A 13,449-nucleotide genomic window follows, 5' to 3' on the forward strand; every position below is an offset into this window, starting at 1 on the left:
GGCATGAAGCGGACCGGCATGAAACGGACTGGCGTGCAGGGGACCGGCATGGTGTTCCACAGCGAGTACGAGGATGTACCGGTCCTCAACCAGCCCATCCACGAAGCGGTACTCGGCCGGGCGCACGAGTACGGCGACGCCCCCGCGCTGATCGACGCGGTGGACGGCACCACCGTCAGCTACCGCCAACTGGACGCCCGCCACCGGTCGGTCGCCGCAGGACTGACCGCCGCCGGTGTGTGCAAGGGCGATGTCGTCGCCCTGCACAGCCCCAACAGCATCGCCTACCCGGCGGTCTTCCACGGCGCGAGCCGGGCGGGCGCCACGGTCACCACGGTGCACCCGCTCGCCACCCCGGAGGAGTTCGCCAAACAGATACGGGACTCCGCCGCGCGGTGGATCATCACCGTGTCACGGCTGCTCGACGTGGCCCGACGGGCGGCCGAACTGGTCGGCGGGATCGAGGAGATCTTCGTCTGCGAACGGGCCGAAGGACACCGCTCGGTTTTCGGCCTGCCGGGGGCGGCGGGACCTGCCCACGGCATGGCGATACCGATCGACCCCGCCGATGACATAGCCGTCCTGCCGTACTCCTCGGGCACCACCGGCACCCCCAAGGGCGTCATGCTCACCCACCGGTCCATCTCCACCAACCTGGCCCAGCTCCACCCGTTCGCCCGGATGGGACCCGGCGAGCGGATCCTCGCCGTGCTGCCCTTCTTCCACATCTACGGACTCACCGCGCTGCTCAACGCACCGCTGCGGTACGGCGCGACGGTGGTGGTGCTGCCCCGGTTCGAGCTGGGCCAGTTCCTGGCCGCCATCGAGAAGTACCGCATCAACGGGCTGTACGTGGCCCCGCCGATCGTTCTCGCCCTGGCCAAGCACCCGTCCGTCACGCGCTACGACCTGTCCTCGCTGGAGTACATCGTCAGCGCCGCGGCCCCGCTCGACTCGGGTCTCGCCGCCGCGTGCTCGGCCCGGCTCGGGCTGCCGCCGGTACGCCAGGCGTACGGCATGACGGAGCTGTCGCCCGGCACCCACGTCGTCCCGCTCGACGCGGAGAACCCACCGCCGGGAACGGTCGGGAAGCTGTTCCCCGGCACGGAGATGCGCATCCTCTCGCTGGAGGAGCCCGCACGCGGTCTGGGCGTGGGCGAGGAGGGCGAGGTCGCCATCCGCGGGCCGCAGGTCATGAAGGGCTACCTCGGCCGGCCCGAAGCCACCGCCGAGATGATCGACCAGGACGGCTGGGTGCACACCGGGGACATCGGCCGGGTGGACGAGGACGGCTGGCTGTTCATCGTCGACCGCGTCAAGGAACTCATCAAGTACAAGGGCTTCCAGGTGGCCCCCGCCGAACTGGAGGCGCTGCTCCTCACCCACCCCGCGATCGCCGACGCGGCGGTCATCGGGGTGTACGACGAGGACGGAAACGAGGTGCCCAAGGCGTTCGCCGTCCGGCAGGCGGGGGCGCAACTCACCGAGGAGGAGCTGATGGCGTACGTCGCTGAGCGCGTCGCCCCGTACAAGAAGATCCGGCGGGTCGAATTCATCGGCACCGTCCCGCGTGCCACCTCGGGGAAGATCCTCCGGCGTGAACTGCGCGGCCGGGAGACAAGGGGGCAGAGGACATGACGTCGTCCGTACGCGGCGTGATCGGGACGGTCCACGACCGGGGGATCACCACCCTGACTCTGGACGCACCGCAGAGCCGCAACGCGCTCTCCGCGCAGCTGGTGGCGGAGCTGGAGCGGGCCCTGTCGGCGGCAGCCGGTGACGACTCCGTACGCGCGGTGGTCCTCACCCACACCGGGAACACGTTCTGCGCGGGCGCGGACCTCAAGGGGCCGCCGGACCCCGCCGCGTTCGTCCGGCTGATGCGGGCGATCGTCGCGCACCCCCGGCCGGTGGTCGCCCGTGTCACCGGTCATGTCCGGGCCGGCGGGCTCGGGCTGCTCGGCTCCTGCGACATCGCGATGGCGGGGCCGGGGGCCTCCTTCGCCTTTACCGAGTCCCGCCTCGGCCTGGCTCCCGCCGTCATCTCGATGCCGCTGCTGCCGCGCATGGACGCGCGGGCGGCGGCCCGCTACTACCTCACGGGCGAACGGTTCGACGCCGCCGAAGCCGCCCGTACGGGACTGATAACGGGCGCGGCCGACGACGTGGACGCGGCGCTGGCCCCGGTCGTCGACGGACTGCGCAGGGCCTCCCCGCAGGGCCTGGCCGCATCGAAGTCCCTGGTCACCGCTACGGTGCTGGAGAACTTCGACCGCAAAACGGAGGACCTCATCGCCCACTCGGCGGCCCTCTTCGCGTCCGCCCAGGCGCAGGAGGGCGTACAGGCCTTCCTCGAACGACGGGATCCCGCATGGGTGTTGTGACGGACGGCAGTGCGGCCGGTACTTCCGGGGACAGCGCTGGTGGCATCGGCCGGGGCCCCAAGCAGGACCGCAGCCGCGCCACCCGGCAGCGCCTGCTGGAAGCAGCGGTCTCCTGCCTCGCCGAACACGGCTGGGCAGGCTCCACCGTCTCCGCCGTCGCGGAACGCGCCGGAGTCTCCCGGGGCGCGGCGCAGCACCACTTCCCGACCCGCGAGGACCTGTTCACGGCGGCGGTCGAGTACGTGGCCGAGGAACGCTCCACCGCCCTGCGCACCCTGCCCCCACAGGACCGCCGCACCGTGGTGGCGGCCCTGGTCGGCCTCTACACCGGCCCGCTGTTCCGGGCCGCACTGCATCTGTGGGTGGCGGCGTCCAACGAACCGCACCTGCACGCCCGGGTCACAGAACTGGAGGCCCGGGTGGGCCGAGAGTCGCACCGGATCGCCGTACAGCTGCTGCGGGCGGACGAGTCCGTGCCCGGCGTACGGGAAACGGTGCAGGGCCTGCTGGACATGGCACGGGGGCTGGGCCTGGCGAACCTGCTCACGGACGACGGGGAGCGCCGGGAACGCGTGGTGGAGCAGTGGGGCGCGCTGGTGGAGGGGGCGCTGGGGTGAGAGGGCGCTGGGGTGAGAGGGCGCTGGGGTGAGAGGGCGCTGCCTCGGTTCAGGTGGCCCTGAGCAACTCACGGAGGCGGCCCGCGTGAGCCCGGACCGAGTCTCGCTCACTTCGGCAGGTCGGCGGAGAGGAACGGAGCAAGGAGCGCGAACAACGCGTCGGGGCGGTCCAGGGGGATGATGTGGCCGCAGTCCTGGAGATGGTGGCCGACCAGGTCATCGGCCAGGGGCCGGAGTTGGCGTTCGAGGCCGGGGCCGACGGGGTGAGAGCCGACGGCCATGGTGGGCATGGTCAGCCGAGCCTTCGCGACGGCGTCCTGGAACTGCTGCGCGCTGGTGGGCAGGGCCCGGTAAGAGGAGAACGCGCAGCGCAGGGCCTCACTCCCGGTGTACGCGTGGACGAACGCCGCACGGATCTCGTCGGGTACTCCTCGCCCGAGCGTTCCCGAGTCGAGGAACCAGTCGATGTACGAGGCCTCGTTACCGGCCAGGACGGTCTCGGCGAGGCCGGGGACGGCGTGGAAGCCGAACCACCACGGGGCACCGCCCGCGACGACGTGCTCCGCTCCGGGCAGGCGGCCGAGCAGTGCCTCCATCACGACCAGGCGCCGGACGAGATCGGGTCGACGCAGCGCGAGCAGGACGGCGGGGGCGGCACCCGCGTCGATGCCGACCACCGATGCCGAGGGCTCTCCGAGTGCGTCGAGGAGCCCTTCGACGTCGGCGGCGAGGGTGCCTGCGTCGTAACCCTCGGCGGCTCGCGTACTGGCACCGAAGCCTCGCAGGTCCGGGGCGATCACCCGGTACTGCCCGGCCAGTCGGCCCATGATGCCGCTCCAGAGTTGCCAGGTGTGCGGGAAACCGTGCAGCAGGAGTACCGCAGGTCCGGCCCCGGCGATTGCGACGTTGAGCTGGACCCCGTTCGTCGCGATGCGGCGTAGTTGGTGTGCGGTGGTTGCGGGCAAGACGGCTCCCCGGGGTGGTTACTATTGGTGACCACCAAACGATAGGTAACTGTCCAACCACTGCCTAGACGGCACTTTCAGGGAAGGTGGTGAGCCACAGGTGACCACCCGAGGAGGCCGGGCCGCCGGTCGCGGCGTACGCGGCGATCTGTTCGATCCTCAGTGCCCGACACGGCAGTTGCTGGATCGCATTGGTACGAAGTGGACGTCCATGGCCGTCAAGACGCTCGCCGACGCCGCACCGGACGAGGTGCGCTTCGCGGAGCTGAGACGCCGGATGCCCGGCGTCTCGCAGAAGATGCTGTCCGTGACGCTGCGAACCCTGACCCGCGACGGGCTGGTGTCGCGCCGGGTCGAACCGACCGTGCCGCCGCGGGTGTTCTACCGGCTCACCGGACTCGGGCTGTCCCTGGAAGCCGCGCTTGCGGGGCTGCGGACCTGGGCGGAGGAGCACATGACCGCGATCGACCGCGCCAACGAGGCCGCCGACCAGGAGGTCGATGAGGGATAGGCGGGCCGGTTCCGCCCGAAGCACTCCAAGTTGAGGTGCACGACCCGGTACGGCGACGCCCACGCATCCGCCCGGAATGGGAGAACCGTGAGCACGGGCTGCCGTGGCCTGGTCATCCTCGACCGGCTGCCCCCGGCTGCTACCAGGCTCGTCCCCCGGGCAGTTGACCGATGCCGGGTGTGGACAGGTGCAGTACCTCGTAGCGCTCGGTGGCCGCCGCGTCCGGTGCGGAAGTGTCCCGCCACAGGACGAACCGCATCAACTGCCAGTGGTGCGGGTCGAATGCCAGGGCGGCGGTGTGGACGTCATCGTGGCGGGCGAGGTCGTGGAGCTCTGCGACCTCCTGCTCGATCCGTGCGGCCAGGTCCAGGCCGGTGGTGTCGGAGCCGGGGCCGGTGGCGATGGGGGTGAGACGGCGCGAGGCCGACCGGGGGAACGTCGTGCGGGCGGGGCCCGCGTGGCAGGCGATGCCGGTCCAGTGGCGTACGACGGGGCGCCCGAAGTCGCGGACGATGTTCTGGAATCCGCCGCCGCCGACGAGGAAATGGGCCATCGCGCCGGGGTCGTTCCACAGGTAGAAGGGCGCGTACTGGTTGACCGGCGAACCGTCGGTGCCGCGTTCGCGGATGACGTACGCCTTCAGGCCGAGTCCGGCGCGGTCGTCGAGGATGTGGCCCCCGTCGGCGACCCGCTTGCGGATGATCTGCATGTCGTAGTCGGCGGGCAGCGTGATCTCGTACTGCTTGGCGTACACGAAGAGTGGTGCCTTTCCGGGTGAAGGGTCCGGGCCGGCGCTGAACGCATCGCGTCGGCCGTCATCAGTCTGCCGCTTCGTTGTTCTGAGGCAGCCGCAGGCCCGTAGGTGGCCCCTTCGGCAGGTGGCCTGGGCGACCGTCCAGCCGTCGATGCTGTCGCGTACGCCTTCCGGATCAGGGGTGTCGTGGGCCTGTGACAGACTGCGCTGATCGAGCGTGGACCGGGGGGTCGTGATGCGTGTGAGTCTGCTTCGGTGGCGGGCGGTCCTGAGTGCTGTGGTGATGGCCGGGACGCTTGCGGCATGTGGTGGCTCGGGAGGCAAGCCCGCGCCGGCAACAGCCACCCATGCCTCCGAACCGCCGGTATCCGTCAGCGTGAAAGCTGTCGACACCTACGCGCATAACCGCGACGGAATCCTTGGCCTCTGGCTGGCCATGCACGGGTCGGCACCCGCCCGGGCCGAAGTCACGGTGAAGTTCGACGTGCCGACCGGTAAGAAGCTGACGGCCTACTACGAAACGCCGAAGAGTGAGGACTGGGACCACTGGCCACGCCTGAGTCTCACGTCGTCACCTGGCCCGAAAGCCGGTCTCGACACGCTGACCGGAAGCTACTCGGTCCCTCTGGACAGGGACATGTGGCGTCTCCTGGTCAAGCCCCAATACGGGCCGTCCACGGAGCCGGAGACGGTGCCCGTGCACGCATCCCTCACCGCAGGCGGGCGCACCCTGGCGACGGACACCGGCCATGCTCCACTGGCCGCAGTCACCGTCGCCCCGAGCAACGGCACGACAAGCGGCGGGGCTCTGCACCGCAACGGACACTGGACCGAAGCGGATTACACCGTCACCAACGACTCCACCCGGCGCATGTCGCCGGTGTACGCCGGATTCTGGATTGACCAATGCAACCAGGACGACATCTCATGCGACTCGGACCCCAGCCTGCTGGAGGACTTCGCCATTCAGAAGTACGACGGCCACCGCTGGATATCCCTGCCACGCTCTCACCGCACGGCCCGACGTGTTCTCAGCACCTCGCTCGAAGCGGGCGCCGAGGCGAAGCTTCGCCTCCGGTTCGCCCCCACTGCTGACCTCGGTAAAAGCGTCGACGGGGCGACTGTCTACCTTGGGTGCACCGGGAAGATGACCGGCGCGAAGCGCGGCTCGTACAACGTCGACTCCCAGAAATACGACATCAAGTGACCGCCTGGACCGGCCACGTCGACCGACCGCCCGCTGCTGTGGCGAGCGTGATGTGGAAGTTCTCCAGCCGGATGCGCCGGTCGATGTACAGCAGGCCGAGGGTCAGGGGGGTCAGCGGTGCCCTGAGGGTCGCGGCGGTCACAACGGCGAGTACGACGATGGCGGCCGGAAGGACGAGGTCGGCGGCTGACAGTGGGAACGACTGACCGCTGCGGGTGCCGTCGAGCGCACCCAGGGGGGCGAGCTGTGTCGCGATCGTTCCCGCCACGGTAGTGATCAACTGGGTGGCTGCGTAGCCGATCATCCGCGCCAGGCACGCAACGCCGACACCGCGCCACCAGGCACCGTGGCTGAGCGTCCAGGCCCGGCGCATCGCGGCGGCCGGGCGCTTGTTCTCCAGGACCGTCACCGGTACGGCGAGGAGGAGCCGCCCCCCTGCGTAGAGGGCGCCGAGCAGACCGGGGATGAGCAGGAGCAAGCTGAAGGCCGCGGCGGTGGTGCTGTGCAGGATGGTGCCGAGCAGGATGGCGGGCAGCGTGGAGGCGAGCAGAATGGCCACGGTGGTCAGACTGATCAGAAGCTGGGTGCCCAGCACGCGCCACAGGTGGCGTCGGCTCTCCGCCCATGCTTGGCGGGCTGACAGGGGCCGGCGGCCGAGTACGGCGTAGTGGCCCAGCACGGTGGTGCCGAGTGCCGCGTTGGCGGCGTAGACGACGGTGGCGAGGACCAGCAGGGGGAGAGCGGCCACGGCGATGACCCCGGCCACCTCCAGCAGGTGATGGGTCGTCATCCGGGCGCCGGACGCGGGCAGTGGCGTGATCAGGGCCCAGGCGGCGAAGGCGCAGCCACTGAGCAGCACGGTGAACCCGAGAGCGAAGGAGAGCAGCGGGAGGTAGAGCGGCCTGGCGTAGCGCGGCAGGGTGGTGAGGACGCCGCGCATGATGTCGCCGGAATCCAGCGGGCGCAGGGGCACGATTCCGGGTTGGGGCGCGGAGGGTGCGTACGCCCAGCCTGTCGGCGCGAAGGCGCTGACGGGTAAGCCGCCGGATCCCGCTGCCGCCCACTGTCCCCCGTTGGCTGTCATGGCCCGTCCTCCTCGCGTGCGGCGTCACACTGCTTCGAGAGTATGGCCATGAAGTGCCTTTGAGTAACGGCAAGTTGGGGCCACTTGTTGCGTGGGGAGACCGCACGCCGGTCCGGGCGGCGTGCGGCACGTTGTCGGTGGGCTGTCGGTGGATGTCGGCGCCGTATCGGTCCGGTGTCGGCGGGGACTGACACCTTTCCAGAGGTCCGGCCGGGTGGTCGCCCGGCAGTGACTCCGAAAAGGGGAATGTTTCATGCACGACGTAGTGATCGTGGGCGCGGGCCCGGTCGGTCTCCTCCTCGCCTGCGAGCTCGGCCTTGCGGGCTGCTCCGTGCTGGTGCTGGAGAAGGAGTCGGAGCAGGACTCGCCATGGAGGACGCAACCGCTCGGGATGCGCGGACTGTTCGGCTTCTCGATCGGGGCGTTCTACCGTCGCGGCCTGCTGGACGCGATAGTGGACGCATCTTCCTTCCCCGACGGACGTGACGTCCGTCCCCAGCCTGATGGGCCGTCACCGCCACGTGCGGTGGGCCACTTCGCCGGTATGGTGCTCGACCCGGCCAAGGTCGACATGGCCGACCTGCCCTTCTGGCTGCCCAGCCCGGGCCCGGACTTCACGATGATCAGCCTTCAGGCCGTCGAGTCGTTGCTGTCCGAGCGGGCGGTCGAACTGGGCGTCGACATCCGGTACGGCGTGACCGTGGACGCGGTCGAGCAGGACGAGGACCGCGTGGTCGTGTCCGCGGGTGAGGTCGGCTTCGAGGCGCGCTGGGGCGTCGGCTGCGACGGCGGGCGGAGCGCGGTGCGACGTCTCGCGGGCTTCGACTTCGACGGCACCGAGCCGGAGCTCACCGGATACACCGTGGTCGGCACGCTCGCCGATCCGGCGAAGCTGCGCCCCGGGATCAATCTGACGCCGACGGGCATGTACATCCGGATGGCCGGCGATGGGCACATCGCCATGCTGGACTTCGACGGCGGCGCGTTCGACCGCTCGCGGCAGCCGACCCGCGACCATCTTCAGACGGTGCTGCGCCGTGTGTCGGGCACCGACGTCACCCTGAACGACGTCCGGCTCGCCTCCACCTTCACCGACCGGGCCAAGCAGGCGACGACCTACCGGCAGGGACGCGTCCTCCTCGCGGGCGACGCCGCTCACATCCACTCACCGCTCGGCGGCCAGGGCCTGAACACCGGCATCGGCGACGCCGTGAACCTGGGCTGGAAACTCGCGGCGACCGTGCGGGGGCACGCTCCGGACGGACTCCTCGACACGTACAGCCAGGAGCGCCACCCGATCGGCGCCCAGGTGCTCGACTGGTCACGCGCCCAGGTGTCGATCATGAGGCCGGACAGGCACGCCCAGGCGATCCAAGGTGTGGTCCGCGACCTGCTCGGCACCCGGGACGGGACGACATATGTCTTCGAGAAGGTGTCAGGATCGTCGGTCCGCTACGACCTCGGCAGCGCGCATCCACTGGTGGGCCGCAATGCTCCCAACTTCCGGTTCGGTGACGGAACGTGTCTCGGCGAGCTGATGCGGGACGGGCTGGGCGTCATCCTCGACTTCAGTGCCGACGGCCGGCTGAGCGGCCCGGCAGCGGCCTGGCGGAGCCGACTGCGTCACGTGGCCGGGGCGCCGGCGGACGACCTGGGACTGGGGGCCGTACTGGTCCGACCGGACGGCACCGTCGCGTGGGCCGACGACCACGACTTCTCCGCAGACGAGTTCGAACGAGCAGCCTCCCGGTGGTTCGGCCGCCCGCAAGCCTGAGCAGGCCACCAGCCTTCATCTGTACCAACTTTATGGAGCACTCATGACCATCACCCTCCGACCGGGCAGCACCGTCATGTTCACCGGCGACTCGATCACCGACTGCCAACGCCGGGAGAGCGAAGACGGTCTCGGGTTCGGCTATCCGATGCACATCGCGGGCCAGTGGGGGCTCCGGCACCCGGAGCGCCCCATGACCTGGCTGAACACGGGTATCGGCGGCCACAAGGTGAGTGACCTCGAAGCACGCTGGAAGACGGACGTGCTCGACGTACGCCCCGACGTCGTGTCGATCCTCGTCGGCGTGAACGACATGGGCTGGCACACCCTGGACCCGAAGGGCCACGTGATCACGGCCGAAGAGTTCGCGGCGGGCTACGACCGGCTGCTCGCCCCGCTCGCGGAGGAGGGCACCCAGCTCATTCTCATCGAGCCGTTCCTCCTCCCGGTCGACGGCGTCATCCAGGCCGGTGCCGCGCTCGTCGGTGACAAGGAGCGCAAGGAGTGGCGCACGGACCTGGACCCGAAGATCCGGGTCGTCCGCGAGCTCGCCCGCACCTACGGGGCGCATCTGCTGGCCGCCGACGGCATGTTCGCCGAGCTGGCGGCGACGACCGAGCCGGGGCATTGGTCCACGGACGGCGTGCATCCGTCTCCGGCCGGCCACGCCGCTCTCACGGCGGCCTGGCTGCGTCTGGTCGCCTGACCGGTGCGCCGCCCGGCCGGCCCTGCGCGGGCGGGGCCCGGCCGGGGCGGCGTGAGGTCGCCGCGGGCCGTGCCGTTCAATTGCGCGGTGCCAGCGCTTCCAACTGCTCCATGATGGGCCGGATTTCCCGCTTGACCAGGCGGCGCAAGGTCAACCAGGACGGCATCCGCAGCGTCGTCGGGTCGAAGCGGGTGAAGGCGGCCTCCCAGCCCGGATCAAACACCACCATGCCTTTGAGGGCGAAGTCCCAACGCAGCCTCTTCCGGCCCCCGTTGAGCCAGATCTCCCAGCGTGGACGCGTGGGGCGGGCCGGAGGCGGATAGTCCGGCAGCGCGGGTAACGGCGGCCACGCGGTGCCTGCTGGCGGCTCGGTCCGCGAACGCCGCTCGTACTCCACGGCGACCGCCTCGCGGAAGCGCTCGTAGGCGGCGGCATCGCAGTAGACCAGCACAACCAGCCTCGTGGCCGGTTGCAGGAGGCGCACGGCTTCCGTGAACTCCCACACCGTCCCCGGACCGAGGCCCGCCGCCATCAGCACCACCTGAGCTCCCTCGATCAGCGAACTGACGGTGGGCTGCCAGTCATCGAGGGGCAACTGCCCGCGCACCGCGCCGATCGGAGGGAGGCGCTCCCCGGGCCTGCCGACCGCGATGACGCGGCCGAGCAGCCCGAAGCGGTGCACCAACTGCTCCTCGCGGGTCAGCCCGGAGAGGAAGAACATCGCCCCCAGCTCGGTCCCGCCGCCCTGGATCTCGGTTTCCAGTGCGGACATGTCCGCATCATTCGAGAACGGGCGCAGATACAACACGTAGCGGGTCCCCGCCAGAGCGCCGAACGAGTCGATGACTTCGGCCGTGTACCGCTTGCCCTGCACCACGAGGCGACGACCGGCCCCGAAGACCGTCAGAGCGACAACGACCACCACCAGGCTGCCCACCCCACGCAGCCACCAGGCCGGGTGGAGCATGTTTGGCAGCTGATCGCTGGTCAATCCCGCCCTGAAGGCCACCCAGCCGCTGACGCCCAGCACCGCTCCCGCCAGCCTCAACGCCCACCCGGCCACCACGAGCCGACGCCCCTTGGGCCAACGCTCATCGACGTGGGACAACAGCTTTCCGGTGCGCACAGGCCCTCCGTAGGTCCTCCGTCCTCCGGTAGGACTCTGCCCACGATCGACCGTAGCCACCGCGATCCGCCCCGGCTACCGCTGTCCCGGCCAACTGCGGGCGCCGGCACGGGAGGGCGCCGCCACCCTCACCCGGTGATGCTGTCGTACCCCTCGATCTCGCGGGTGTCGCGCGTCCCCGGCCCCACGTACAGCGCCGAAGGCCGCACCAGCCGCCCCGTGCGCTTCTGCTCCAGGATGTGCGCGCTCCAGCCCGCCGTGCGGGCGCACGTGAACATCGACGTGAACATGTGCGCCGGGACCTCCGCGAAGTCCAGCACGATCGCCGCCCAGAACTCCACGTTCGTGGCAAGCACCCGGTCGGGGCGCCTGGCGTGCAGTTCCTCCAGAGCCGCCTTCTCCAGCGCCTCGGCGACCTCGAAGCGGGGCGCGGCCAGCTCCTTGGCCGTACGGCGCAGGACCCGGGCCCGCGGGTCCTCGGCGCGGTAGACGCGGTGGCCGAAACCCATCAGCCGCTCGCCCTGGTCCAGCGCCCGCTTCACGTACGCGCTCGCGTCGCCCGTCCGCTCGATCTCCTCGATCATCCCGAGGACCCGCGACGGCGCACCGCCGTGCAGCGGCCCGGACATCGCGCCCACCGCACCCGAGAGCGCGGCGGCGACATCCGCGCCGGTCGACGCGATGACCCGCGCGGTGAAGGTGGAGGCGTTCATTCCGTGCTCGGCCGCCGACGTCCAGTACGCGTCAACCGCCTTGACGTGCTGGGGGTCCGGCTCACCGCGCCAGCGGATCATGAAGCGCTCGACGACCGAATCCGCCTTGTCGATCTCGCTCTGCGGAACCATCGGGCTGCCCTGGCCACGCGCCGACTGGGCCACGTACGAGAGGGCCATCACCGCCGCGCGCGCCAGATCGTCGCGCGCGGTGCGCTCATCGATGTCGAGCAGCGGTTTCAGGCCCCAGACGGGCGCGAGCATCGCCAGCGCGGACTGCACATCGACCCGGATGTCACCGGAGTGCACCGGGATCGGGAACGGCTCGGCAGGCGGCAGCCCCGGATTGAACGCGCCGTCGACCAGCAGACCCCAGACGTTCCCGAAGGACACCTGGCCGACCAGATCCTCGATGTCGACGCCGCGGTACCGCAGCGCGCCGCCCTCCTTGTCCGGTTCGGCGATCTCGGTCTCGAATGCGACGACTCCTTCGAGTCCGGGTACGAAAGCGGCAGCGGCGTCAGACATCGGGCGGCTCCTCGTGATGCGTTTCGACCTACGGGTTCGGCTCGGTTCGATTCGACGGCGGTTCGGCTCGGTTCACACGTCTGCTGACATGTCCGGGTGCGGAGGCACGAGTCTGACGGCTCCCGCCGGTGCGGGGAAGCGTGACATCCGGCACACAGCCCCTTTGCGGCAGGATGGTCCCGTGCCGAACCTTGATCTGAATCCCGCCGTGATGCGCGAGCAGTACCGTTCCTCCGTCCTCGCGGAGGAGGACCTCGCCGCCGCTCCGATGGACCAGTTCGCCCGCTGGTTCGCGGACGCCGTCGCGGGCGGCCTGCACGAACCGAACGCGGTGATCGTCTCGACCGCGACCCCGCAGGGCGGCCCCTCCGCCCGTACGGTGCTGCTCAAGCACTTCGACGCGGACGGCTTCGTCTTCTTCACCAACTACGGATCCCGCAAGGGCCGTGAACTGGCAGCCAACCCGCAGGTCTCGCTGCTCTTCCCCTGGCACCGGATCGCCCGCCAGGTCATGGTCACGGGCACGGCGTCCCGTATCGCCCGCGAGGAGACGGTGGCGTACTTCCGCACCCGCCCGCACGGCTCACAGCTCGGAGCATGGGCGAGCGCCCAGTCGTCGGTGATCGCCTCACGGGCGGAACTGACCAGCCGTTACGAGGAGTTGGCGGCCCGCTACCCGGAGGGCACCGAGGTCCCGGTGCCGGAGGACTGGGGTGGTTACCGGGTGGCTCCTGACACGGCCGAATTCTGGCAGGGCCACGAGAACCGGCTGCACGACCGGCTGCGGTATGTGAGTACGGAGAGCGGCGAGACGGACTCCGGGTGGCGCGTGGAGCGGCTCTGCCCGTGAGGGCATGAGGGCGTACGTGCGGGCGCGTCCGGGGTCTATGCACGCAGAAACCCGCGGGCTCTGGTTCCTCCTTGCGGAGGAGCCGGCCGGACTTACCGGCGAGCCCGCGGGTCGGTGACTGCTTGGGATTTCGGCCGGCGGTCTGCCGGCACTGCACAGAGTGCGACGACGGGCCGTCAGCCCGCAGCCACCTCGCAAGTCCGAGAAGAAATCACTTCCGGAACACCTCC

At 70.3% G+C, this 13,449-nt stretch carries 13 protein-coding genes; 8 read left to right on the plus strand and 5 right to left on the minus strand.

The window, feature by feature from the left end:
• Window positions 1–48: 48 nt before the first annotated feature.
• The 3 genes from OG385_RS18540 to OG385_RS18550 are packed head-to-tail and all read left to right on the plus strand — an operon-like array spanning window position 49 to window position 3,001.
• Entirely contained in the window at window positions 49–1,638 is a 1,590-nt protein-coding gene (locus OG385_RS18540; protein WP_266860977.1) for a 4-coumarate--CoA ligase family protein, read from the plus strand.
• Window positions 1,635–2,384 (plus strand): enoyl-CoA hydratase family protein, encoded by a 750-nt coding sequence (locus tag OG385_RS18545; RefSeq protein ID WP_266855755.1) that lies wholly within the window; start codon window positions 1,635–1,637, stop codon window positions 2,382–2,384. Before OG385_RS18540 ends, OG385_RS18545 begins: the two co-directional genes overlap by 4 nt.
• Window positions 2,372–3,001, plus strand: a complete 630-nt coding sequence (locus OG385_RS18550) for a TetR/AcrR family transcriptional regulator (RefSeq protein ID WP_266855756.1) — start codon at window positions 2,372–2,374, stop codon at window positions 2,999–3,001. Before OG385_RS18545 ends, OG385_RS18550 begins: the two co-directional genes overlap by 13 nt.
• Before the next feature lie 107 nt (window positions 3,002–3,108).
• Here the strand turns inward: OG385_RS18550 and OG385_RS18555 are convergent, their stop codons facing one another.
• Window positions 3,109–3,966, minus strand: a complete 858-nt coding sequence (locus tag OG385_RS18555; RefSeq protein ID WP_266855758.1) for an alpha/beta fold hydrolase — start codon at window positions 3,964–3,966, stop codon at window positions 3,109–3,111.
• A 100-nt stretch (window positions 3,967–4,066) separates the two neighbouring features.
• Between OG385_RS18555 and OG385_RS18560 the strand changes: the two genes are divergently transcribed.
• Window positions 4,067–4,477: a helix-turn-helix domain-containing protein gene (locus OG385_RS18560; RefSeq protein ID WP_266855760.1), complete on the plus strand. Its 411-nt coding sequence runs from the start codon at window positions 4,067–4,069 to the stop codon at window positions 4,475–4,477.
• A 139-nt stretch (window positions 4,478–4,616) separates the two neighbouring features.
• Here the strand turns inward: OG385_RS18560 and OG385_RS18565 are convergent, their stop codons facing one another.
• Window positions 4,617–5,231 (minus strand): DUF4865 family protein, encoded by a 615-nt coding sequence (locus OG385_RS18565; protein WP_266855762.1) that lies wholly within the window; start codon window positions 5,229–5,231, stop codon window positions 4,617–4,619.
• A 283-nt stretch (window positions 5,232–5,514) separates the two neighbouring features.
• Here OG385_RS18565 and OG385_RS18570 point away from each other — a divergent pair, with 283 nt between their 5' ends.
• Entirely contained in the window at window positions 5,515–6,438 is a 924-nt protein-coding gene (locus OG385_RS18570; RefSeq protein WP_266855764.1) for a hypothetical protein, read from the plus strand.
• Here the strand turns inward: OG385_RS18570 and OG385_RS18575 are convergent.
• Window positions 6,431–7,522, minus strand: coding sequence for a hypothetical protein (locus tag OG385_RS18575; RefSeq protein ID WP_266855766.1), 1,092 nt, complete (start codon window positions 7,520–7,522; stop codon window positions 6,431–6,433). The two genes, OG385_RS18570 and OG385_RS18575, sit on opposite strands and share 8 nt — an antisense overlap.
• A gap of 253 nt (window positions 7,523–7,775) precedes the next feature.
• On the opposite strand from OG385_RS18575, the gene OG385_RS18580 reads away from it, so the two are divergent.
• Window positions 7,776–9,296 carry an FAD-dependent monooxygenase gene (locus OG385_RS18580; RefSeq protein WP_266855768.1) on the plus strand — a complete coding sequence of 507 codons (1,521 nt, stop codon included), beginning with the start codon at window positions 7,776–7,778 and terminating at the stop codon, window positions 9,294–9,296.
• Between the two features lie 43 nt (window positions 9,297–9,339).
• Window positions 9,340–10,002: an SGNH/GDSL hydrolase family protein gene (locus tag OG385_RS18585; protein WP_266855770.1), complete on the plus strand. Its 663-nt coding sequence runs from the start codon at window positions 9,340–9,342 to the stop codon at window positions 10,000–10,002.
• Window positions 10,003–10,078: 76 nt separating this feature from the next.
• Here OG385_RS18585 and OG385_RS18590 read toward each other — a convergent pair whose 3' ends face one another.
• Together OG385_RS18590 and OG385_RS18595 are read right to left on the minus strand one after the other, a co-directional pair.
• Entirely contained in the window at window positions 10,079–11,128 is a 1,050-nt protein-coding gene (locus OG385_RS18590; RefSeq protein WP_266855772.1) for a hypothetical protein, read from the minus strand.
• Window positions 11,129–11,256: 128 nt separating this feature from the next.
• Complete coding sequence (locus OG385_RS18595; protein ID WP_266855774.1) at window positions 11,257–12,369, minus strand: citrate synthase 2; 1,113 nt, start codon at window positions 12,367–12,369, stop codon at window positions 11,257–11,259.
• 211 nt (window positions 12,370–12,580) lie between these two features.
• On the opposite strand from OG385_RS18595, the gene pdxH reads away from it, so the two are divergent.
• The gene (gene pdxH / locus OG385_RS18600) at window positions 12,581–13,219 is read left to right on the plus strand and encodes a pyridoxamine 5'-phosphate oxidase (RefSeq protein WP_266860979.1); all 639 of its coding nucleotides are present in this window, start codon (window positions 12,581–12,583) and stop codon (window positions 13,217–13,219) included.
• The last annotated feature ends 230 nt before the right edge of the window (window positions 13,220–13,449 follow it).

This window comes from Streptomyces sp. NBC_01306, from assembly GCF_026340465.1.
In the GTDB taxonomy this organism is placed as follows: Bacteria; Actinomycetota; Actinomycetes; order Streptomycetales; family Streptomycetaceae; genus Streptomyces.